Origin of the sequence: Mariniflexile gromovii, from assembly GCF_017814435.1 — a bacterium.
Classification (GTDB): Bacteria; Bacteroidota; Bacteroidia; order Flavobacteriales; family Flavobacteriaceae; genus Mariniflexile; species Mariniflexile gromovii.
In genome coordinates this window covers 185,566-208,904 of the sequence record NZ_JAGJCB010000005.1, presented here as the reverse complement: position 1 = coordinate 208,904, position 23,339 = coordinate 185,566, and the positions used below count along the sequence as shown (strand labels likewise).

At 34.7% G+C, this 23,339-nt stretch carries 20 protein-coding genes; 8 read left to right on the top strand and 12 right to left on the bottom strand.

Annotated features, from left to right (window positions below; translation table 11 throughout):
• Window positions 1-74: 74 nt before the first annotated feature.
• Complete coding sequence (locus J8H85_RS07990; RefSeq protein ID WP_209654324.1) at window positions 75-1,028, top strand: Fic family protein; 954 nt, start codon at window positions 75-77, stop codon at window positions 1,026-1,028.
• Here the strand turns inward: J8H85_RS07990 and J8H85_RS07985 are convergent, their stop codons facing one another.
• Entirely contained in the window at window positions 1,029-2,201 is a 1,173-nt protein-coding gene (locus J8H85_RS07985; protein ID WP_209654322.1) for an LETM1-related biofilm-associated protein, read from the bottom strand.
• A gap of 153 nt (window positions 2,202-2,354) precedes the next feature.
• Between J8H85_RS07985 and J8H85_RS19045 the strand changes: the two genes are divergently transcribed.
• The 7 genes from J8H85_RS19045 to J8H85_RS07950 all read left to right on the top strand — a co-directional run bounded on the left by J8H85_RS19045 (window position 2,355) and on the right by J8H85_RS07950 (window position 9,612).
• Window positions 2,355-3,005: a DUF4331 family protein gene (locus J8H85_RS19045; RefSeq protein WP_209654320.1), complete on the top strand. Its 651-nt coding sequence runs from the start codon at window positions 2,355-2,357 to the stop codon at window positions 3,003-3,005.
• 26 nt (window positions 3,006-3,031) lie between these two features.
• Window positions 3,032-3,595, top strand: a complete 564-nt coding sequence (locus tag J8H85_RS19040; RefSeq protein ID WP_209654318.1) for a DUF4331 family protein — start codon at window positions 3,032-3,034, stop codon at window positions 3,593-3,595.
• 183 nt (window positions 3,596-3,778) lie between these two features.
• Window positions 3,779-5,068 carry a tetratricopeptide repeat protein gene (locus J8H85_RS07970; protein ID WP_245243758.1) on the top strand — a complete coding sequence of 430 codons (1,290 nt, stop codon included), beginning with the start codon at window positions 3,779-3,781 and terminating at the stop codon, window positions 5,066-5,068.
• Between the two features lie 9 nt (window positions 5,069-5,077).
• On the top strand, window positions 5,078-7,303 hold the full coding sequence (locus J8H85_RS07965; protein ID WP_209654316.1) for a TonB-dependent receptor: 2,226 nt from the start codon (window positions 5,078-5,080) through the stop codon (window positions 7,301-7,303).
• Window positions 7,304-7,705: 402 nt separating this feature from the next.
• Window positions 7,706-8,995 (top strand): DEAD/DEAH box helicase, encoded by a 1,290-nt coding sequence (locus J8H85_RS07960; protein WP_209654314.1) that lies wholly within the window; start codon window positions 7,706-7,708, stop codon window positions 8,993-8,995.
• Window positions 8,996-9,000: 5 nt separating this feature from the next.
• Window positions 9,001-9,219, top strand: coding sequence for a DUF6500 family protein (locus J8H85_RS07955; RefSeq protein WP_209654312.1), 219 nt, complete (start codon window positions 9,001-9,003; stop codon window positions 9,217-9,219).
• Between the two features lie 150 nt (window positions 9,220-9,369).
• Window positions 9,370-9,612: a VF530 family protein gene (locus tag J8H85_RS07950; RefSeq protein WP_209654310.1), complete on the top strand. Its 243-nt coding sequence runs from the start codon at window positions 9,370-9,372 to the stop codon at window positions 9,610-9,612.
• A 37-nt stretch (window positions 9,613-9,649) separates the two neighbouring features.
• Here the strand turns inward: J8H85_RS07950 and J8H85_RS07945 are convergent, their stop codons facing one another.
• The 11 genes from J8H85_RS07945 to trpD form a co-directional block, all read right to left on the bottom strand.
• On the bottom strand, window positions 9,650-9,967 hold the full coding sequence (locus J8H85_RS07945; RefSeq protein ID WP_209654308.1) for an EF-hand domain-containing protein: 318 nt from the start codon (window positions 9,965-9,967) through the stop codon (window positions 9,650-9,652).
• 89 nt (window positions 9,968-10,056) lie between these two features.
• Window positions 10,057-10,506, bottom strand: coding sequence for a tRNA (cytidine(34)-2'-O)-methyltransferase (locus tag J8H85_RS07940; protein ID WP_209654302.1), 450 nt, complete (start codon window positions 10,504-10,506; stop codon window positions 10,057-10,059).
• A 74-nt stretch (window positions 10,507-10,580) separates the two neighbouring features.
• Window positions 10,581-13,100, bottom strand: a complete 2,520-nt coding sequence (locus J8H85_RS07935; RefSeq protein ID WP_209654300.1) for a chondroitinase-B domain-containing protein — start codon at window positions 13,098-13,100, stop codon at window positions 10,581-10,583.
• Window positions 13,101-13,324: 224 nt separating this feature from the next.
• A complete protein-coding gene (locus J8H85_RS07930; protein WP_245243757.1) occupies window positions 13,325-15,865 on the bottom strand; it encodes a chondroitinase-B domain-containing protein in 2,541 nt (846 codons plus the stop codon).
• 242 nt (window positions 15,866-16,107) lie between these two features.
• Window positions 16,108-17,181 carry a T9SS type A sorting domain-containing protein gene (locus tag J8H85_RS07925; protein WP_209654296.1) on the bottom strand — a complete coding sequence of 358 codons (1,074 nt, stop codon included), beginning with the start codon at window positions 17,179-17,181 and terminating at the stop codon, window positions 16,108-16,110.
• Between the two features lie 125 nt (window positions 17,182-17,306).
• The gene (locus J8H85_RS07920) at window positions 17,307-18,587 is read right to left on the bottom strand and encodes an NAD(P)/FAD-dependent oxidoreductase (RefSeq protein WP_209654294.1); all 1,281 of its coding nucleotides are present in this window, start codon (window positions 18,585-18,587) and stop codon (window positions 17,307-17,309) included.
• Between the two features lie 4 nt (window positions 18,588-18,591).
• Entirely contained in the window at window positions 18,592-19,356 is a 765-nt protein-coding gene (gene trpA, locus J8H85_RS07915; RefSeq protein WP_209654292.1) for a tryptophan synthase subunit alpha, read from the bottom strand.
• Between the two features lie 144 nt (window positions 19,357-19,500).
• Entirely contained in the window at window positions 19,501-20,682 is a 1,182-nt protein-coding gene (gene trpB, locus J8H85_RS07910; RefSeq protein ID WP_209654290.1) for a tryptophan synthase subunit beta, read from the bottom strand.
• 42 nt (window positions 20,683-20,724) lie between these two features.
• The gene (locus J8H85_RS07905) at window positions 20,725-21,408 is read right to left on the bottom strand and encodes a phosphoribosylanthranilate isomerase (RefSeq protein ID WP_209654288.1); all 684 of its coding nucleotides are present in this window, start codon (window positions 21,406-21,408) and stop codon (window positions 20,725-20,727) included.
• Window positions 21,409-21,545: 137 nt separating this feature from the next.
• A complete protein-coding gene (gene trpC / locus J8H85_RS07900; protein WP_209654286.1) occupies window positions 21,546-22,328 on the bottom strand; it encodes an indole-3-glycerol phosphate synthase TrpC in 783 nt (260 codons plus the stop codon).
• Complete coding sequence (gene trpD, locus J8H85_RS07895; protein WP_209654284.1) at window positions 22,325-23,317, bottom strand: anthranilate phosphoribosyltransferase; 993 nt, start codon at window positions 23,315-23,317, stop codon at window positions 22,325-22,327. The genes trpC and trpD overlap by 4 nt, the downstream gene beginning before the upstream one ends.
• Window positions 23,318-23,339 lie beyond the last annotated feature (22 nt).

Here is a 23,339-nt window from a genome sequence, read left to right as displayed (position 1 = left end):
CTAATAATAAAAAAAATATTAATATCGGATAATGTAAAAATAAAAGTTATCCGATAAATTTGTATATTTGTGGGGTGTGGAATATAGATGTAACATATAGAGAAACGTTAAACCCAACATTTGAGCGTTTATTTGATAAACTAAAAAGCTTAAATGCGGCTAGACCATTGCCTAATGTAGCCTTACAAAAAATTAAAGAAGCACTCACCATAGAGTGGACGTATAATTCTAATAGTATAGAAGGCAATACTTTAAATCTTAGGGAAACACAATTAGTACTGCAAGAAGGGATAACTATTAAGGGGAAATCTTTAAGGGAACATTTTGAGGCTAAAAACCATGAACATGCCATCAACTATTTGTACACTTTAATTAATCCAGATTATGTATTTAATGGTCAAGATGTTTTATCGCTTCATGGTTTGGTTTTGCGATCTATTGAAGATGATTTTGCAGGTAGACTACGGAATGGTGGTGTAAGGATTTCTGGGGCTAATTTTATTCCGCCTAATGCTAATAAAGTACCCGATTTATTTGATGATTTGGTGGAGTATGTAAATTCCAATCCACAACAATTAAATATTGTTGAATTGGCTGCGTTTTTTCATCATAAAATGGTTTGGATACATCCTTTTTTTGATGGAAACGGAAGAACGGTTCGTTTAGCCATGAATTTAATTTTAATGAAAGCAGGTTTTCCGCCAGCAATCATATTGAAAAACGATCGAAAAAAATATTATGAAGCTTTAAATCAGGCAAATAATGGCAACTATGATAAGCTTATGCTATTAATGTGTCAAGCTGTTGAGCGTACTTTGAATATTTATTTAAGTACTTTACCTAATAGTGATCTTGATTATAAAAGTATAGCCGATATTGTTGAAGAACCAGATGTATTTTATGGGCAAGAATATGTGAGTTTGCTTGCTAGACAAGGTAAAATTGACGCCCACAAAGAAGGTAGGAACTGGTTTACAACCAAAAAGGCCATTGATGACTATATTTTAAACAGAAAGCGCATCCGTTAATTATTCCTCAATTCTGTTCTCATCAAAAGCTGATGGGAGCAGTTTGGGGATAAACTTAACAACCAAAGGCAATAGTAAGGCGCCACCTGGTAATAAAAAGATAGCTAAACTAGGTATGGATTTAAAAATATCCAACAATTGTTCTTGTACTTTTTTCTGTTCAATAGGCGTTAAATCGCGTTGGGTAGACTTGGTTAACAATACCATAAGCTCTTTGCTGTCTTTTAACTCTTGGTACAGGCGTTTGCTGTTTCTGGTAATCAGTTTTTTTACCATTTTACTGGAGTTGTTGTAAAAACTCTGCGCCATGTTGCTGGAACTCAATAAAGCAATTTCGTCTCTATGAACATTGTAAAAGGTGTTTACCGTTTTCATAGATTGCTTTATATGTAAGGCATCCACTTGTAAATCGGTACTTAATTTAATTAAAAATTGTTGTTCTTTTTTATCAATGGTTTTGTCGCTCCACGTTGCCATACATGCCAAGTCTAGAATATAATATTTTTCCAGAATGCTTTTAATGTTTTTGATGGCTTCTTCATAAACAATAGGTGTGCTGTTGTGGAAACGTAAAGAGGATTCGAACAATTTTATTAAACTATCGTCGTATTGATTTTTTGATGCTTTTGAATTTAGAGCACCTAAAGAAACTGCTTCAATAGAAGATTCCAAATTTTTAATATAATCTATAGATATAGTTTTATGCTTTAAAAATTCTTCATACGCCAATACATCTACATATAGTAAAGCGTTAATAATAAAGTAATTAAAATTTTTGGTGATGAAGTTGTCATCAATTTGAATACGCTTATGTATTATTTTTTCTAATTGTTCGTTAGATTTCTTTTCACCAAGCAATCCTAAAAAGAACGAGGTTTTAAGTTCGTTTATTTCGGTGTAAAAGTTAATGGCACTTTCAATAAAAGGTGTTTCTGCTCCCGTATTTTTATGGGTATAAAGTAACGCTAAACACAAATTAATTTTAGAGAGCTCTTCGTCTGTAAAGTCTTTGTTATTGATAACATTACAAACAACATCAAAATTACTTCCATAAATAAAGCCACAATCTCTTAAAGCGTTGTAGAATGTTTCACTTTCAACGTTTAAAAAAGAATTATTCTTTGCTACTTCTTTAAGCAATTTTTTTATCCAGCCGTTAGCTGATGGGTTCATAGCGCCATTATTTGTTATTGCAAAAGTAATGTTTTAGGAATATTATAAGCAAATATTTTCGTTAACAAAATTTTAACAAAACCGCTCTTTAAGTTTTTCCGTAGGTATGTGTGAGAGTCAAATAAATAACTAATAATTAAAATCTCAAAAAACATGAAAAATTTAAAAGTAGTTTTAGGAATTGGAGTTATAGCGATAGCTAGTTTCTTCGTAATTGCAGCCGATCATATTGACGCGCCTGCAGTAAAAGGTGGTACCAGTGATATCACCGATTTTTATGCCTTTCAAGGTGAAAATACCAACAACTTAGTATTTGTTGCAAACTTACAAGGCTTGTTAAGCCCAACAGCAACCAGTAGTGCAATGTTTGAAGAAGATGTGTTAATTGAATTCAACATCGATAACACGGGCGATAATGTTGAAGACCTTGTAATACAAGCCATCCCTAGAAATGGTAAAATGTATTTCTTCGGCCCTATGGCACCATCACAAACAGGACTTAACAGTACCATTCTTTCTTCGGCAAGTGTTGGCGGTGTGGTAGATATTACAACGTATGGTAGTAGTGCTAAAACAAGTAGCAATGGCGGTATGACCTTTTTTGCAGGCCCAAGAGATGACCCATTCTTTTTTGATTTTGCACAATATTCTGCCATTATAGGGGGTACAGCAACAGGTTTTAACAATCCAGGTGCTGATACTTTTGCAGGAACCAATGTATTATCAATTGTAGTGGAAGTACCAAAATCTATGATTGGTGGCTCAGGAAAAATTAACACTTGGGTAGAATCAAAAAGAAAATAAACATAACCATTTTAAATATTAGAATTATGAAAAATATAAAAAGATTACAAGTACTAACAGTAGCGTTTGCAGTTTCATTACTAGCGTTTAACTGTTCTGATAAAGATGACGATAACATGAGTATGAAACCAGATTTTTCTGGAACCTATATGCAAGAAGACCAAATGGGTAGGCCCGCAGTAAACACGGTATTTACATCTTCTGATAAAAAAGACATGTTCAACGTAACCATTCCTTCGGCTCAAAATGCCGCTTTCCAAAGTATGTTTCAAACCAATTTATTGGCCTTAAGCCCTGCTTATGCTAATGGTGGAAAAAATGCTTTAGGTCAAGATGCTGCCGCATTTACAGGTCTTTTGGCTACCGATGTTTTAAATGTCTCGTTGGATGGTAAAACCACTTTTTACGATGGAGTTGCTGCCAACACACTTTCTGGTCGTGCTTTAGGTGATGATGTTATTACTGTAGAACTGTTATTGATTTTTGGTGGTGAAGACTTTACCGAAAACCCAACACTAACAGATGATAACGTAAGCGCCAACGATAAACCCTTTTTGTCCTCATTTCCTTACTTAGCTTCTCCTTGGTAGAAGTATAAATGGAATTCTGGAACAAGTAAAAACCTACCTCTCCTTGTTCCAGAATTTTTACCTAACAATAACAAAAACCTAAAAAACAAAGATCATGAACCATCCATATCTAATATTTGATAATCAAAATAAATATAATATGGATGAACCATGTGACCAATAAAAATCAATAAATAGATACTCATGAAATTACAATTTATAATGATGTTTTGTGTACTTGCATCCGTGTTAAGTTGTACAACATCTTCAAAAAAAATAACGAATAGTGAACAGTATAACGGTTACTTGGAATCTTCAGATACTTCAGCGTTACAAAGCGCCAATAACGAATTAACCTTTTGGCAACAAAAGTTGAAAAACCAACCCAATCAATTTCCATATTTAGCAAAAATAGCCAGTGCTTACGGGCATTTATTCGCTATAACAGGTAACATTGAATACTTAAAAAATGCAGAAAATGCTTATTTGGATTTGAATAAAATCACAAATTATAATACATCTGGTTACCTAAAAGGTTTGGCTGCCAATTATATTTCACAACATAAATTTAAACAAGCTTTAGAGCTTTTGAGTAAAGCCGAACTTCATGGAGATCGATTAGAAGGCACTCAAAAAATGCTTTTTGATGTGCATTTGGAATTGAGTAATTACGACGTGGCAAAAAGCTATTTAGATAAATTTAGTGATGATAGAGATTTTGATTATCTAATACGTGTAGCCAAATGGAGCGACCATCGCGGTAATTTAGATGCTGCCATCAGGTTTTTAGAAAAAGCCAAAGAGAAGGCAGAGTTTTCAAACTCACCACAATCAAAACAATGGATATATACCAATTTAGCCGATTTTTATGGGCATCATGGCAATATTGAAGCCTCTTACAATCATTTCTTAAAAGCATTAGAGTTATATCCTAACGATGCTTATGCAAAAAAAGGTATTGCTTGGATCGTGTATGCCCACGAGAAAAATCCAGATGAAGCTTTGCGCATTTTAAATAGCGTTACAAACATTTACCATGATCCAGATTATCATTTACTTAAAGCTGAAATAGCTAAGTATAAAGGAGATGAAACCACGCATAAAATACAGTTGGGCATGTACAAAACAGCCGTTAAAAATGAATTATATGGCGATATGTATAATGCATACAATGTGGTATTATATGCCGATGCTTCTGAAAATTTAGATGAAGCTTTGACTTTAGCAAAAACCGAAATTAATAACAGACCAACACCACTATCTTACGATTTGTTGGCGTGGGTATATTATAAAATGGGACTTGAAAAAGAAGCTTTACAAGTTATGGAGCAACATGTGTCCGGTAAAACTTCAGAACCTAAAGTTTTATACCATTTAGCAGAGGTTTATAAAGCCAATGGTAAGATAAAGCAAGCAGAACATTTAAAAAAAGAATTGTTAGAAAGTACTTTTGAACTTGGTCCATTGGCAGAACAAGACATCAATAAAATTTAAAACCAAACCATGAAATCGTATCTTCTTATTCTTTCTTTCATATTTGTAACCGTTTCAAACGCTCAACAAATAAAAGGTGTGGTAACTAACAGTGCAAACCAACCTTTGGAAGCAGCTTATATATATAATTTAAATTCAAAAAGTCATGCACATTCGTCTGAAAATGGTGTGTTTGTATTAGCCGATAATAAGGGGGGCGATTCATTGCGCATCGGGTTATTAGGTTTTAAAAATAGAACCATTGCTTTAAATGAATCAAATTTTAACGAGAAGCTTAACATTGTTTTAGAAGAAAAGTCATTTCAGTTAGATGAATTGGTTATTACCGAAACTTTAAACCCTGTTAGCACCATTACCAGATTGGACTTAAATACGAATCCTGTAAATTCTTCTCAAGAAATATTGCGTAAAGTTCCTGGTTTAATCATCGGTCAGCATGCAGGTGGCGGTAAAGCAGAACAAATATTTTTAAGAGGTTTTGATATCGACCATGGTACCGATATTTCACTTTCGGTTGATGGGATGCCTATCAATATGGTGTCTCATGCACACGGACAAGGGTATAGCGATTTACATTTTGTAATACCAGAAACGGTTAATAAAATAGATTTTGGTAAAGGATCTTATTATGCCGAACGTGGTGATTTTGCCACCGCGGGTTATGTAGATTTTTCAACTAAAGATTATTTAAAAGAAAGTTCGGTAGCGTTATCCATTGGTCAATTTAATAGTTTGCGTACACTTGGTTTGTTTAATTTATTGGAAAACACAAAAAATCAAAATGCCTATTTAGCTACTGAATATTTGGCTAATGATGGGCCTTACGAGTCGCCACAAAATTTTAATCGTCTTAATTTATTTGGAAAATACGTTACCTTTTCGCCTATTAACGATAAACTTTCATTAACCCTATCACATTTTACAAGTCGTTGGGATGCTTCGGGTCAAATTCCACAGCGTGAAGTTGATAATGGAAACATCACCCGTTTTGGAGCCATTGATGATACCGAAGGCGGTACTACCCAACGTACTAATTTCAATGTAGAATTCAATAAGCATATTTCAGATCATTCAACATTAAAAACCAATGCGTTCTACTCGCATTATGGCTTTGAACTGTATTCGAATTTCACCTTCTTTTTAGAAGACCCTACTAATGGCGACCAAATTAAGCAGAAAGAGAACCGTCATATTTTGGGTTTCAATACAGCCATTACAAACGAAAGCAATTTGGGGGCTACAGAAGTTACAACAACCTCAGGTATTAGTTTAAGACATGATATTATTAATGATATTGAATTATCGCATACGCTTAACAAAAGTAACACTTTAGAACAAATTCAGTTGGGCGATTTAAACCAAACTAACTTAAGCGCTTTTACCAATGTGCAGTTCAATTTTGGTAAATTCAAAATTGCACCTGCATTACGCTTAGATTATTTTAAGTTTCTGTACCATGATAAGTTGCAAACCAACTATATATCACAAGCTGAAACTAAAACCATGTTAAGCCCAAAACTTAATTTTTATTATGATGCCGCTTCCAATTTACAGTTGTATTTAAAATCTGGGATGGGTTTTCATTCCAACGATACACGTGTGGTAGTGAGCCAACAAGGGAAGGAGGTATTACCGCGTTCTTATGGAGTCGATTTAGGGTCAATTTGGAAACCATTGCCTAAACTTATTGTGAATTCAGCCTTATGGTATTTGTTTTTGGAACAAGAGTTTGTTTATGTAGGTGATGCAGGTATTGTAGAACCTAGCGGAAAAACGGCAAGATATGGAGCAGATTTAGGCTTGCGTTACCAATTAAACAATTGGTTGTATTTTGATACCGATGCAACCTATACATATGCACGTAGTACGGAAGACCCAAACGGTGAAAATTACATTCCCTTGGCACCAGATTTTACCATGGCAGGTGGTATTTCGGTTAATAATTTGAATGGTTTTTCTGGAGGTATGCGTTACAGATATATAGATGATAGACCAGCAAACGAAGATAATATTATTGTAGCCCACGGCTATTTCGTTACCGATTTTAATGTTAATTACAGTTTTAACAACATCACTTTAGGTTTGGTTATTGAAAATTTATTTGATACTGAATGGAATGAAACCCAATTCGCCACCGAATCAAGACTTCAAAATGAAGCACAACCTGTTGAAGAAATTCATTTTACACCAGGAACGCCATTTTTTATAAAAGGCACGATAGCCTATAAATTTTAAAATACGAAAAGAGGGATACTTTTTAAAATGAGGGATTCATTTAAAGAACCTAAACATATATGAATAAGAAAGGTTGTTTTTAAAAAATTCAATTTGATTGAGTTTTTTGGTTTTTTTGTTAGGAATAGCGTTCTGGTTATAGAAATATAATCAGGCGCTTTTTTATTTAAGGGCGATTCGTATCTATTCTGCTTACATTTATGTTCCTGAACTTTGGTTTTTCTGAAATAATCAATAAGATCTAATATCTTTGAATTAACTGTTTTAAAATCTTATATTTAAAGTCTACCATCAGATACCTAAATAAACAGTACCTTTGAGGCTTAATAAAAATTAGAGGTGATGTTTATATTATAGATTGTCATCTCAAAATGCCCATTAAGGGTTTACCAAACAATTTATATGCAATTTAACTCATTAGGCTTATCCCAAGCCTTGCTAAAAGCTATTAGCAAAAAGGGATACACTACCCCAAGTCCCATACAGCAAAAAGCCATTCCACCCATATTACAAGGAAAAGATGTATTGGCAAGTGCCCAAACGGGTACGGGCAAAACAGCAGGTTTTACATTACCGTTGTTACATATTTTATCTGAAAACCCAAAAGAAAAGTATCGTCCCATTCGAGCGTTGATACTAACCCCCACAAGAGAATTGGCGGCTCAAGTATATGCGAATGTTAGGGAATATAGTGAATTTCTAAACTTGAAAAGTGCCGTTATTTTTGGCGGCGTTAACCAAAACCCACAAGTAGCCACCATGCGCCAAGGTATTGATGTATTGGTAGCCACCCCAGGGCGTTTGTTGGATTTAATCAATCAAAACCACATATCATTGAAGCGTGTGGAGATTTTGGTTTTGGATGAAGCCGACCGTATGCTAGATATGGGGTTTTTACGCGATATAGAACGTATCATTAAAATAATGCCAGAAAAGCGCCAAAACTTAATGTTTTCAGCAACCTTTTCACCTGATATTAAAAAATTGGCACATGGTATTTTAAATCATCCCGTGCAAGTTGAGGCAACGCCTGAAAACACCACGGTTGATGCCATTACCCAAAAAGTATATAGAGTAGCCAAAGGTTTAAAAACCAATTTGATTATTAAGTTGATTTCAGACGGAAACTGGAAACAAGTATTGGTATTTACCCGTACCAAACATGGGGCTAATAAGCTGTGTGAAAAAATGGGGAAAGCAGGCATTAAAGCGGCTGCTATACATGGTAACAAAAGCCAGGGCGCACGAACCAAAGCATTAGGTGGTTTTAAAAACGGCAGTGTGAGTGTGTTGGTAGCGACTGATATTGCAGCACGTGGTTTGGATATTCCCTTATTACCACATGTTATTAATTTTGAATTGCCCAATATTGCTGAAGATTATGTACACAGAATTGGTAGAACAGGTAGAGCAGGAGCCAGTGGTGAAGCACTTTCGTTGGTAAGTGCTGATGAAACTACTTATTTAAGAGATATTGAAAAATTGGTAGGAATAAAAATTCCTGTTGAAATAGTAGAAGGCTTTGAACCCGACCCGAATGCTTCCACCGAACCTGAAAAACGCCAACAACGTGGGGGAAGAGACCGTTCTAGAAATAACGAACGTTCTGCAAGTAACAATACCCAGAAGAATGATAGTAGCAGGCGCCCAAAACGCAACAACGAAAGAAGACGAAACGACAGACGTAATTAATAGGTATGACGCCCAGTTTAAAAGCTAAAATAATAAAGGTTTGTGACGAGAAAATACAAACTAAAGGCGACAAAGTAGGCGTGTCTTTTTATGCATTTTTTGCGAATAAAAATGATAACCCCGAGTTGCTTATGGAAGTTGCTACATGGTGGATAAAAATCCATAAGTTAGACCATTTTGAAAAGGCGGTAAAAATTAGAGATTTAGTAAAAATAGTCGCATAGAACTTTTTTGTTGATTAAATAATACGTTGTCACCTCGAGCGCAGTCGAGAGGTTTAAGAAGGTCTCGACTGCGCTCGACCTGACACGTCTATGCTTTTGTTTATTATAGAAAATAACACTTATTTTAGATACCTAAAATAGAATCCCATTATGGAACAACAACCAAATAACCCCTTGCACGGCATAAAGCTAGAACAAATTATTAACGATTTGGTAGCGCATTATGGTTGGGAGTATATGGGGCATACCGTTAAAATTAATTGTTTTACAAGCAACCCTACGGTTAAGTCAAGTTTAAAATTTTTAAGAAGGACCCCTTGGGCAAGAACAAAGGTGGAAGCCATGTATTTGAATATGTTGAAACAAAACGAAAAGAAAAAAGGTTCAAGTTAATTACTTGAACCTTTTAAATATGAGATAAAACAACTAACTATTCCTGTTTTTTCTTGCCTTCACCTTGACCTCTACCTTTTACTTTGGCCATAGCAGTTTTAAACTCTTCTAGAGTTATAGCGCCATTCGCATCGGCATCCATAGCAGCAAATCTTTTTTCTTGAGCTTCAGGAGTAACTTCTCTTTTTGTTTTGCGTGCTTTCATTTCATCTAAAGAAACCGTACCATCTTTGTTTGTGTCTAAAGCAGTAAACATTTTTTCTGGATCTGGTTTTTGTCTGTCTTGAGCGTTTACTTGAGAAAAAGCTAATAAAGCAAATGAGAATAAAGCGAATTTTAAAATTGTTGTTTTCATTATTTTAAAGTTTTAGATTGTTATTATGCACTTTGACTCTAAAATTAGAAAAAGGTTTAATGTGTTAAATATTTTTGTAAAAACTTTAATTATAAATGTTTTAAGCCTTCATAAACAACAATGGCAACAGCATTTGCAAGGTTTAAACTTCTAACATGTTCGCTATATAGCGGGATTTTAAAAAGTCTATCGGCATGTTTTTCAATAATCGATTTTGGGAGTCCTACCGATTCTTTTCCGAATACTAAAAACTGATTGTCTTCAAAAGGAATGTCCCAATGATTTTTAGTGCCATGACTGGAAAGAAAAACCATATTAGCATCTTTATTTTTGTTGAAGAATTCGTCTATATTATCGTAATAAATAATGGATACGTGTTTCCAATAGTCTAAACCGGCGCGTTTTAAACGGGTATCATCTATTTCAAAACCAAAAGGTTTTACCAAGTGTAGAGTAGAACCAGAAGCTAGTGCCAAACGCCCAATATTACCAGTGTTGTTGGGTATTTCGGGTTCTATAAGTACGATGTTTAAGGGCATAAAAAAGTTTCTTTTTATTTTATGCGAAGATACATATTTAATAAAAAGAAACTTTTAATTATAAACCTCTATGATTAATGTGAAACAATAATCATTTTAGAAATTCTTGAAGAATCATTACCAATAATATTTAAAATATAAGCACCATTAGAAAAAGAAGAAACATCTACTTTAATTTCAGAATCAAAGGATTTAATAGGTTTTTCCAAAACTTTTCTACCATCTAAAGTAAAAACTTCTAGTGTTTTTACTGGGGTTTTAATTTGGCTTATTGTTAGTATATCGCTAACAGGGTTTGGATATGCTTTAATTTGATTTATTAATTGCTTGTCATCTATTGAAAGTGTACTAGCATTTCCATAAAATTCTATTTCATGAATGGTAGTAAACGTACTACTAGCTTGCCCTTTTCCAATTAATTTAACGTATTTGGTGCCTTTGGCCTGTGTAGGTAAAACAAAAGCTTTGAATGAAGCATCTGTGTTGCTTATAAGGTCTCCGCTAGCTGGAAATGCATTGGTAAAATCTTCGTTGGCTGTACCTGTTGAAGACACCAAAATTTCCAAGAAATATGTTTTTCCATTGGTAGTAGCAATATCAACCAAATCCAAATCAAAACCACCTTTTAAATCATAAATGATGATGGAATGTCCGCTTCCACCCGGATCTAGGGTACCATTACTTGCCCATTGTGTCCCAAAATTTTTATCTAAGCTATGTATGGCGATATTGTTTTTTGTAGAAGTTACTTCTTCATTGGAAACATAAGCTACATCTACGTCTGATGCAAGTTTGTTTATTAAGTTTAAGCCATCGCGTGGGTCTGGTGGAGGAGGCGCATCCTGAGTAACGTTTAATGTTTTGGTAGTCCCATCACCATCACCTCCAACTTGTGTGAAAGTTACAGTACCACTTCTGCTTTCTGTACCTGTGTTTTCAGTAACTGTAATTGAAACTGTAGCATCTCCCGTACCTGAATTTGTATCAATAGATATCCACGCATCGTTTGATGCTGCAGTCCAACTTACATTAGCAGTAACAGTTACGTCGTAACTAGCTGCATCATGGGTAAGTGTTGATAAACTGCTAACCGTTAAAGATTCAGGAATTATGATGGTACAATTACCATCGGTTATTTTAACACCTAAATTATTTAAAAAACAGGCACCTATACCATGACCAACCATTACATCTGTTGTTGGAGCGTAAGCTCCCATATTGGCACCTTTACCAGAAGCCCCTGAAAAAGTATAAATTTCGCCCTCTGGGGTAGCGGTAATTCCATTGTTTTCAGCAAAACCACCATTTGATACACCCAAAGTAGTGCCAGTGTAAACATTTCCAGTATAAGTTAATGCCGTACCAAAATCGTTATATGATGTAGCTGTATTGCCCGATATAACAGGTGTTATATTCGCATCACCATTTGCAAAATAAATTAAGTTATTAGAAACTGTACCAGTTACATTGGTTGTACCTGTGTTAACATTGAAAAACAAAGGAGCATTGGTGTTTACAATAGTGTTATTGGAAATGTTGTTGTTCAGAGCCTTTTGATACGAATTTGAAACACTAGTGGAAGTACAAGGAACCGCATTATTAGCGCTACCGCCTAAAAATGTGATGCCATTGTTCCATATGGCGTTATTGCCAACCGTAATACAATCTTGAATATAATTGTTTGTAATATTGTGGTCGCTATCTACAATTCTAACGCCTCCGGTTCCGTCAACATCTTCACCTAAAAAGTAATTCCCATCAACGGTTGCATGAGAACCATGACGAAGTACTAAAGAACCTCTACATCTTCTAAATGTATTATTAATATAGCTGTTGTTTTTACTTTTATTTGTGATGATTTCATTTTCACCATCAGCTTCAACAAAATAATTGTTGTTAACGGTACAACTGCTGTCTACATTTTGAAATGAACTGGTACCTATACGTATCGTTTCACTATCTCCCGAATTTGTTAATGCTGCATCAATTTTATCATATTTATAGAAATAATTATTACTGATGGTATGACCAACTACAGCACAAGGATCGTCCTGAAAATTATAAGCAAGTTCTGCCAGAACCATATTCCCAGATGAAGGTTTGTTCATAAATGAACAGTTTATTACGGTATTGTAAGTTCCATACAGTGTAATCCAATTGTGTTTTTCGCTAACACCTACTTCAAAATCGTCAGGATCAACGGTTAACCCATCCATTGCACAATTTTGGATGGTGCTATGGTTGGCATAATCGTAACTATCCCTAAATTCTATAACACTGCTAGATCCATAACCACCTTTCCAATAGAAACCATCAACCACACAGTAATCTCCACCAATTCGCATTTGTAATCCTCCTGAAAAAACAACACCTCCTGGAGTTTCTGCCCTAAAAACAATGGGGTTGTCTGCTGTACCATTGCCATTAAATTTTACGCGACCATCGGTATCGTAAATACCATTTGCTAGTACAATTTCATCTCCTGGTACATACACTTGATCCATTAAATCTTTGGGGTCGTTAATGTAATACGTGGTTTGCCCTATTACCGAAACGGAAAGCAGTAATAGAAGAAAAGTAGTGATTTTTTTCATGTCGTTATTAAATTTAGTTGTTGAATAATTGGTTATCCAATTTGGTTATCCAATTTAATATTTTCACTTTCAATTATTTAATAAAAATCGATAAACTGCTCAATATTTAGATTATTAGCATTTACGGTTTTATAGCATAATCTTGGGTTTAATCCAAAATTAAAATGTCCTGCCGAAAGGTTTCAGACAAGACATTTTTGCTATTAATTTAAGGGTTTAATGTTTTAATGTGATACCACAAATATTTTTGAACTACTTGAATTAGCTTTATCAGATAAATTAATTAAATACGTTCCGTTTGCCAAAAATGATACATCAATTTTTAGCTCTTTGGTATTATCTTTTGTTGAAGTTTCAAAAACTTTTCTACCATCAAGACTGTACATAGATAGTGCTTTAATAGATGCATTTTTTGAAATGATATTCAATTCATTTTTTGCTGGGTTTGGATACATCTGAAAAGCATTTTCTACTAGATTCTTATCTACTGAAAGTGTACTTGCATCTCCATAAAATTCGATTTCATGTATACTAGTGTATCTAGAAGAGGTATTTTCAACTTGACCATTACCAATTATTTTAACATATTTCGTTCCTAAAGCAGGGCTAGGTAAAACAAAGGCTTTAAACGACGTATCGGCATTACTTAAAAGGTCTCCTTCAGGGAATGGATTTGTAAAATCGGCATCTTCAGTTCCGGTTGAAGATACCCAAATTTGTAATTTGTAAGTTTTGTTATTTGATGTTGCAATATCAACCAACTCCAAATCAAATGCGCCTTTTAAATCATAAATTATAAATACCCTGTTGTCCACACAAGTACCTAATGCAGCACTTCCAGCCCATAGGGAAGTCAAGTTTTTGTCTAAACTATTAATGGCATCATTAAATTTTCCTGAGTGCCCATTGGCTTCGGTTTCTTCATGGCAAAAACCAGCTACCTGTACATCAGCAGCATTAGGGTTTATTTTAGTTTTGCCATCTCTTGTGTCTGGTGGTGGTGGGGCAGCTTGAGTAACATTCAATGTTCTTTCAATATTACTAGTTCCTGAAGTTTGAGTAAATGTTACAGTTCCATTTCTTTCAACCGTATCTGTGTTTTCAGTTACCGTTACAGAAACTGTGGCATCACCAGTACCAGAAGGTGTATCAATAGTTATCCAAGTATCGTTAGACACAGCAGACCAGCTTACATTGGCTGTAACAGAAACATTTTTGCTTTCCGCAGCATATGTAAATGGTGTTAAGCCACCAACAATTAATGATTCAGGTATTATAACATTACAATCACCCGATATAGGACTCCCTGTATTATTTAAAAAACAGGCTCCAATTTCAAAACCAACCATGGCATCCGTTGCTGGAGTATATGCACCCATATCAGCACCTTTGTTTGATGCACCTGTGAAAGTGAAAATTTCACCCGAAGCAGTGGCTGTAATTCCAGTGTTTTCAGTAAAACCAGGATAAGTTGTTTGGCCTACAGTGGTGCCTGTAAATTCGTTACCTGCATAAGTTAGTGAGGTACCCATTGCTATTGGAGATGTTGTATTGCCAGTAATAACAGGTGTTGTATTTGGGTTAGAACCCGAAAAATAAATTAAGTTATCTAAAACTGTTCCCAATGGTTTGGTTACCCCTGTATTAATATTAAAAAACAATGGCGCATTCGTGTTAACAATCGTGTTATTGGATACGTCTATATTTTGAACTTTTTGATAACCGTTAGTCATGCTTGTAGAAGTACAAAGCACAGCACTACTATCGTTTCCTCCTAAAAAGGTGATACCATTATTCCATATGGCATTATCATTAACTGTAATACAATCTTGAATGTAGTTGTTCCTAATTATTTGATTACTATCAACAATTCGAATACCACCAGTACCTTCAACATTTTCACCTAAAAAGTAATTGCCGTTCACTGTGGTATGCGAACCATGGCGTAGTACTAATGAGCCTCTACATCTTCTAAAAGTGTTGTTAATATAGCTATTGCCTTTACTTTTGTTGGTTATAATTTCATTTTCACCATCAGCGGCAACAAAATAATTATTCTGAACGATGGCATTACTATTTACGTTTTGATACTCACTAGTACCTATACGAATCGCTTCACTATCTCCAGAATTGGATAAAGCAGGGTCTATTTTCGAATAATTATAAAAATAATTATTTAGAATTTTATGACCAACTTCGTTACAACGTGTATTTGGGGTACCTGTACCATCAGGGGAAGCATTAAATTGGTACTCTGCAAGAATCATATTTCCCGAAGTAGTTTTGTTCATAAACGAGCAGTTAATTACAGTGTTATAAGTACCGTACATTACTACCCAATTGTGTTTTACACTTGTTGTTGAAGTACTAGCACCAGCTAAATTCTGAACTACACAATTTTTAAGAACGCTATTGTTAGCATAATTAGAACCATCTCTAAATTCAATAAAATTACTGGCACCATTGCCACCATTCCAGTGAAAACCTTCAATAATACACCACTCTCCACCAATATCCATTGTTTGACCATTTGTGAATATTACTCCACCAGGTGTAACCGCTTTATATGTAATAGGATTTGCTTCAGTACCCACACCATTAATTTTCATGGTGGCACTGTTAGAATAGGTTCCATTTGCAAAAATAACAGTGTCTCCTGGGGCAAGTGTAGCAGAAAATGCTGCGGTTAGTTGAGAAGGGTTATTAACATTGTGAGTGGTTTGGGAAAACACATTATAATTACAAAAGAGTATGAATGTGAACATGCAAGTTTTAAATAAAAACCCTTTAAATAAAGTGCGATGATTTTGAGTAGTTTTTTTCATTATAAAAAATATTTGGTTTAATTGGACAACCAAACTGGTTTACCAGTTTAGTTTTTTCAAATGTAAATATTTTTTTAAACATTACAACTTTTATTTAGTTAATGTTACCTGTTGATAAATAGTATATTACGAAATGTATAAAGGATTTTCGATAAAATGTTTGTTAAACTCGTTAAGTAGGTTTATTGAATTATCAATTTTTCTGTTGAAATAGTGATGGTATCTTTTTTTAACACGAAAAAGTAAATACCTGCTTTAAAATTTGTAACATCTACAGTGTTAGTGTGTGGTTTTAAGGAACTAATTAACCTTCCTAAATTGTCATATATATGAATAGTATCAACACTGTTTGGACTATAATTAATAGTAACTAATTTATTATTGTTTGTAGGATTTGGAATGATTTTGATTTTAGGCCTATTTAGCTCATTGTGGGATGTAGACAAGGTAGGGTTTTCTTCAATACTGAAATTTGCAAATAAAACGCTTTCGTCCCGTAAATTAACAGAATTCAATAAACTTCTGTAGATACCCCATTTAGGTCTTACAAAATCGGCCCCCGTTTGCCAGTTAATAATAGCATTGTTGGAGTAGTTAAAAAGCGAAGTGCCATCACTTACTTTTTTTATTTCTATGGAATAGGTTCCAGAAGTTCCATATTTTATGGTTTCTGTCACGTCTACCCAAACACCTTTAAATGGCGTTAAATCGGTTTGTTTTATTGTTGTTTGAGAATTGGTTTCTGCATAACGAAGTGCTAGTCTATCGGGAGTGCCTTTATAGGTTGTTAAAGTGTACATAGGCATATCTTCATAAAGACCACCAACCGATTTTAGTTGATGAATATGCGTAAAGCTTGAAGAAGATTGAAAACCAGCATCCAATTTAAATTTCCATTTATAAACGAAAGTTTCGCCTTCAACTGCTTTTAAATTATTAGGTGATTTGTCATAAACTTTAATTTCATTACGCTGACGATCGGTAGCACTTGTACATCTATCATTGTCTGGCGTAACATGTATGTTAAAACGAAATACATTTGTGTTTAAATCGGCATCAAAAATCTCATCAATATGTCTTCCAAATGCTGTATGAGCGCAATCAGGTGCTTCAATAACATCGTATCCGGGAGCTAAAACAGAGTTTATTAACTCGTAAGTGTTCCCTGGTCCATTTGCATTTAGAACCGTTTGAGACGTTACATTTCCTATATGAAAAAGTAAAATAAAAGAGCAGATAAATATCGATTTTTTCATAAAATATATTTGGTTAACCAGTTTGGTTAACCAAATATATGAAATTATAACGAATTATTTTAAATATTTTTAGTCCTGAACATAGAATGCATCTAATAACTACAAGAAAATGCTTGTTTTAGTGTTTAGTCCAATACACGTTTAACCTTTTTTGCAACGGGTTTCATTATAATACGCAGTGTACTATCGTTATTAAAATAACTAATTAGCCAGTTCATGAAAATTAAGAGTTTGTTTTTAACACTCAAAATAAGCATTAAATGGATAAACATCCAAGTAAACCAAGCCAAACGACCTTGAAAACTGAATTTAGGTAAATCCACTACTGCCTTACGTTTTCCAATAGTGGCCATCGAACCTTTGTCGGTATATTCAAATTCTTTTTTAGGCTTATTTAATACTGAATTTTTTAGATTTTTTGCTAATAAAACAGCTTGTTGCTGTGCTACGCTTGCCACTTGTGCGTGCCCGTGAGGATTTTTTGGAGTCTCCATATAAGCAATATCACCTATAGCATACACATTCTTTAAATGCTTTACTTCATTAAAACGGTTTACAATAAGACGGTTACCGCGGGTAATACATTCACTAGGAAATCCTTCTATAATATTACCAGTTACACCAGCAGCCCAAATAACGTTTTTAGATGCTATTTTTTCACCGTTATTTAATGTAACCGTGCTACCATCATAGTCCTTTACCATGGTGTTTGTTTTAACTATAACTCCTAAATCTTCAAGGTATTTTTGAGACATTTTTTGCGAACCTTCACTCATCGGGCTAAGTGTATGTGCCGTTCCTTCTAGTAAGTAAATAGTGAGTTTAGAAAAATCCTTATCAGGATAATCTTTAGGTAAAATATGGCGTTTCATTTCAGCTAAAGCACCTGATAATTCCACTCCTGTAGGACCACCACCAACAATTACAAAATTTAATAATGACTGAAGTTTCTCTGAATTAGTGGTGTTTAATGCGTCTTCAAAAGTTTGTAAAATGCGGTTTCTTAGTTGAATAGCCTCTGGAATGGTTTTCATTGGGTAGGCATAATTCCTTAAATTTTCGCTTCCAAAATAGTTAGTGGTACACCCAATAGCGATAACTAAATGGTCGTATTCAAAATTACCAATAGCCGTTGAAACAAATTTACTATCAAAGTTTATTTTTTTGACTTTTGTTATTCGAATACGCACATTTTTAGCTTTTTGAAATACTTTTCGAAGCGGAAAAGAAATACTTGCTGGTTCTAAACGTGCGGTTGCTACTTGGTACATAAGTGGTTGAAACTGATGAAAGTTATGTTTGTCAATTAAATATACTTCGTAATTAGGATGGTTTATTAACTCTTGAGCTAGTTTTAAACCGGCAAATCCAGCACCTACAATTACTACTTTTTGTACTTGAGCCATGTTTTTATTTTACTATAAAGTTTACAAAATCGTTTATAGAACTCACAGGTTTTGTTGATAGATGTTTAATGAATGCACTACCAATAATAGCACCTTTAGCATACTGAGTAGCTTGAGTAAAGGTTGTATTGTCTGAAATACCAAAACCGATAACTTGTGGGTTTTTTAAATTCATGTCTGCAATACGTTTGAAATAGGAAGTTTGTTCATCTCCAAATCCAGATTGTGAGCCTGTAACACTGGCACTACTTACCATATAAATAAATCCGTTTGAAATAGAATCAATAAAACGGATGCGTTCTACAGAGGTTTGCGGTGTAATTAAAAAGATGTTTATGAGTCCGTATTTTTCAAAGGTAGCTTTGTATGTTTCGTTATATACATCCACAGGTAAATCGGGTATGATTAAACCATCAATACCAATTTCTTGACATTTTTTACAGAAAGCTTCTACGCCATATTGAAGCATCGGGTTGAAATAGCCCATGATGATTAAGGGGATGGAAACTGTTTTTCTGATGTCTTTTAGCTGATTGAAAAGTACTTCGGTAGTCATACCGTTTTTTAAAGCTTGTGTAGAACTTGCTTGAATGGTTGGTCCGTCGGCTAACGGATCGCTGAAGGGTAGGCCAATTTCAATCATATCCACACCACTTTTTTCAAGGTTTTGAATGATGGTAACGGTGTCAGTTAAACTTGGGTAACCAGCTGTGAAATATATAGATAATAACTTTTTATCTTCTTGTAGTTTTTTGTTGATTCTGTTCATTTTGAAATCTTTTATAAGACCTCACAGGTTTTTAAAACCTGTGAGGTCTTGTTTTGCGTTAGGGATTGTAGCGGCATCCTTTTTTGCCATTAAAAGCAAAAAAGATATAGCGAAAAGCCCGACCCTTGTGGTAACGCCATAAATTTATATTTTAAAATACTCTATATAGTTCTGTAAATCTTTATCGCCACGCCCAGATAAACTTACCACCACAACATCGGTTGGTTTGAATATTTTCTGTTCAAAAATAGCCAAGGCATGGGAGCTTTCAATAGCTGGAATGATGCCTTCTAATTTACATAGTTCCAAACCGGCTTTCATTGCCTCGTCATCGGTAATTGCCATAAATTCGGCACGTCCTGTTTTGCATAAATGTGCGTGCATGGGGCCAACTCCTGGATAATCCAACCCTGCCGAAATAGAATAAGGCTCGGTAATTTGTCCGTCTTTAGTTTGCATTAACAATGTTTTGCACCCGTGAATGATGCCTTCTTTTCCTAATACCGAAGTTGCAGCACTTTCTCCAGAATCGACACCCAAACCGGCGGCCTCAACAGCTATAATTTTTACGTCTGGTTCATGTAAATAATGGTAATAGGTTCCAGCAGCATTGCTACCTCCGCCAATGCACGCTACTACATAATTGGGGTTTTCTGTGCCCTCATGTTCTTTTAATTGCCATTTAATTTCTTCGGAAATAACCGATTGAAAACGTGTTACCATGTCTGGATACGGATGTGGACCAATAGCAGAACCAATGATGTAATGTGTGTTTACGGGGTTGTTAATCCAATCGCGAATGGCTTCGTTGGTGGCATCTTTTAAAGTACGACTACCAGATAACGCAGGTACAACGGTAGCGCCTAACATTTTCATACGCGCCACATTGGGTGCCTGGCGTGCAATATCAATTTCGCCCATGTACACTATACATTCTAATCCCATTAAAGCACAAACCGTAGCGGTTGCAACACCGTGTTGACCAGCACCAGTTTCGGCAATAATACGGGTTTTACCCAAACGCTTTGCCATTAAAATTTGACCAATGGTATTGTTTATCTTATGTGCTCCGGTATGGTTTAAATCTTCGCGCTTTAAGTAAATTTTGGTGTTGTATTTTTCTGAAAGACGTTTTGCAAAATAGAGTGGAGAAGGACGCCCCACATAATCTTTTAAAAGTTGGTCGAACTCTTTTTTAAAGCTAGGTTCAGCCATTATTTTTAAATAGTTTTGGCGTAATTCTTCTACATTTGGGTACAGCATTTCGGGGATGTAAGCACCACCAAATTCGCCGTAATAGCCTTTTTCGTTTACGTTGTAATTCATTTTATAAGTTTAAAGTTGAAAAGTTCAAAGTTTCAAGTTGACCTATTTTTTGAGCTTTTCTTTAAAATATTTTAATAACTCTATATTTTTTAATCCAGGTTCTATTTCAAATTTACTGTTCACATCAATAGCGTAACAGAATTTTGAAGCAGGACTTTGAATAAATTCTTGTAAATTGTCTACTTCTTCCAAACCAATACCACCGCTTAAAAAAAAGGGTTTGGTTGATGGGTAGTTGTTTAGTACATTCCAATCGAATGTATAACCGTTGCCTCCGGGTAATTTTCCTTTGGTGTCAAAAAGAAAATAATTGCACACGTTTTCATAAGGTTTTAATACATCAAAATTGAATTCGTCTTTTATGGAAAATACTTTGATTATCTCGACTGCGTTCGATATGACAGAGTTTAATTTTTTGTCAATCTGAACTTGTTTCAGATTCTCATTATGTGATTTCTCACGCTGTTCGAAATGACATTTTATAGCGTTACAATATTCCGGTGATTCTTCACCATGAAGTTGAACTGCTTGTAAATTATGAGATTTTATTTTGTCTATAACAATGTCCAATTCCTCATTAACAAACACACCTGTTTTTTTTATGGATTTTGGTATTTCAGGAATGTTTTTTGAATCAAAATGTCGTGCAGATTTTTCATAAAATATAAATCCAAGATAGTCAGGTTGCAAAGCTGCAACTTGTTCTATGTTTTCTTGGTATTTCATACCGCAGACTTTAAGAAGCCCCACCCTAACCCTCCCCAAAGGGGAGGGAATGGATTGCGGAGTATTTCGTTTATCTTTGTTCATTTATTTTTTATTCGTACTGTTTGCCATTTGAGTGTTCTCCTCCTTCGGAGGAGTTAGAGGAGGCCTTTAATAAATTCTTTAGCACTTTCACCAGCATTATCTGTCTTCATGAAGTTTTCACCAATTAAAAAACCTTTGTATCCATAAGGTTGCAATTCTTTAATGGCCTCCACGTTACTAATGCCACTTTCGGATACTTTAACAAAATCATTTGGTATCAGTGTACTTAAACGTTTACTGGTTTCTAAACTAACGTCGAAGGTTTTCAAATTTCGGTTATTTACACCCAACATATCTAAACTTGGCATGATGGATTTATGCAATTCTTCTTCGTTATGAACTTCCAACAACACATCCAAATTTAAGCTTTTTGCAAATTCTGAAAACTGCTTAATTTCATCTTTGCTCAAAATAGCCGCAATAAGTAAAATAACGTCGGCACCATAGGCTTTGGCTTCTAATAACTGGTATTCGTCTATGATGAATTCTTTACGTAAAAGTGGTAGGTTGCAACTGGCTCGAGCGGTTAACAAATCGTCTAAAGAACCACCAAAATATTTACCGTCGGTTAAAACGGACATCCCGCAAACGCCAGCATCTTCATAGCCTTTTGCCACATCAAACACATTTAAGTTTTGATTTATGACCGATTTAGAAGGGGATCTTCGTTTATGTTCTGCAATGATGCCTGTTTGGCTATTTTTTAATTTGGTTGCTAATGAAATGGTTTGTCTTTCAAACAAAACCGATTGCTCCAATTGTTTAACAGGAATAAGCGATTTTCTTAAATCGACTTCAATGCGTTTATCGGCTACAATTTTATCTAAAATGTTCATTTACTCAATTCTTGAATGGTTTGCAATGCTTTTAATCCTTTGCCAGAAAGTAATGATTCTTTAGCTAATTCAAACCCTAGTTTGTGTTCTATGTTGTTTGTGGTAGCAATGGCTAAACCTGCATTGGCACATACTACATTATTCTGGGCATCTGTTCCTTTTCCTTGGATGACATCCATGAAAATTTTGGCAGATGATTCAACAGTATTTCCACCAAAAATAGATTCTTGTGTTATTTCTGAAACACCTAAATCTTCTGGAGAAAACATCCTTTCAGCATGGTTTGAAATCACTTTTGTTTTTCCTGTCAAAGATATTTCATCATAACCATCCAACGCATGTACTATGGAATAATTTTTGTCCGTATTTTGATATAAATATCCGTATAGACGAAGCAATTCTAAATTAAAAACTCCAACCATTTGATTTTTAGGAAACGACGGATTTACCATAGGACCTAACATGTTGAAAAATGTTTTGACCCCTAACTCCCGTCGAATAGGCGCCACGTTCTTCATAGCGGGATGAAACAATGGGGCGTGTAACACACAAATGCCTGCTTTATCAATAGAACGTTTTAAAAAATCTTCATCATTAGAAAATTTAATGCCTAAATATTCCATAACGTTTGAAGAACCGCATGCTGAAGAAACTCCGTAGTTTCCATGTTTAGCAACGTTAACACCAGCTCCTGCAGTTACGAACGATGCCAATGTGGAAATGTTAAAAGTGTCTTTACCATCACCACCCGTTCCACATAAATCAATGGCATTAAAATCTTTCAAATCAATAGGGATGCATAGTTCTAAAAGGGCATCACGAAACCCTTGTAACTCGTTAAGTGTTATACTACGCATCATGTAAACAGTTAAAAAAGCTGCAATTTGACTTTGGTTGTATTCTCCTTTGGAGATATTTACCAAAACCCTTTTAGCTTCTTCACTAGAGATGTTTTCGTGGTTTATAAGTCTGTTTAATATGTTTTTCATTCCTCTCCCTAACCCTCTCCTA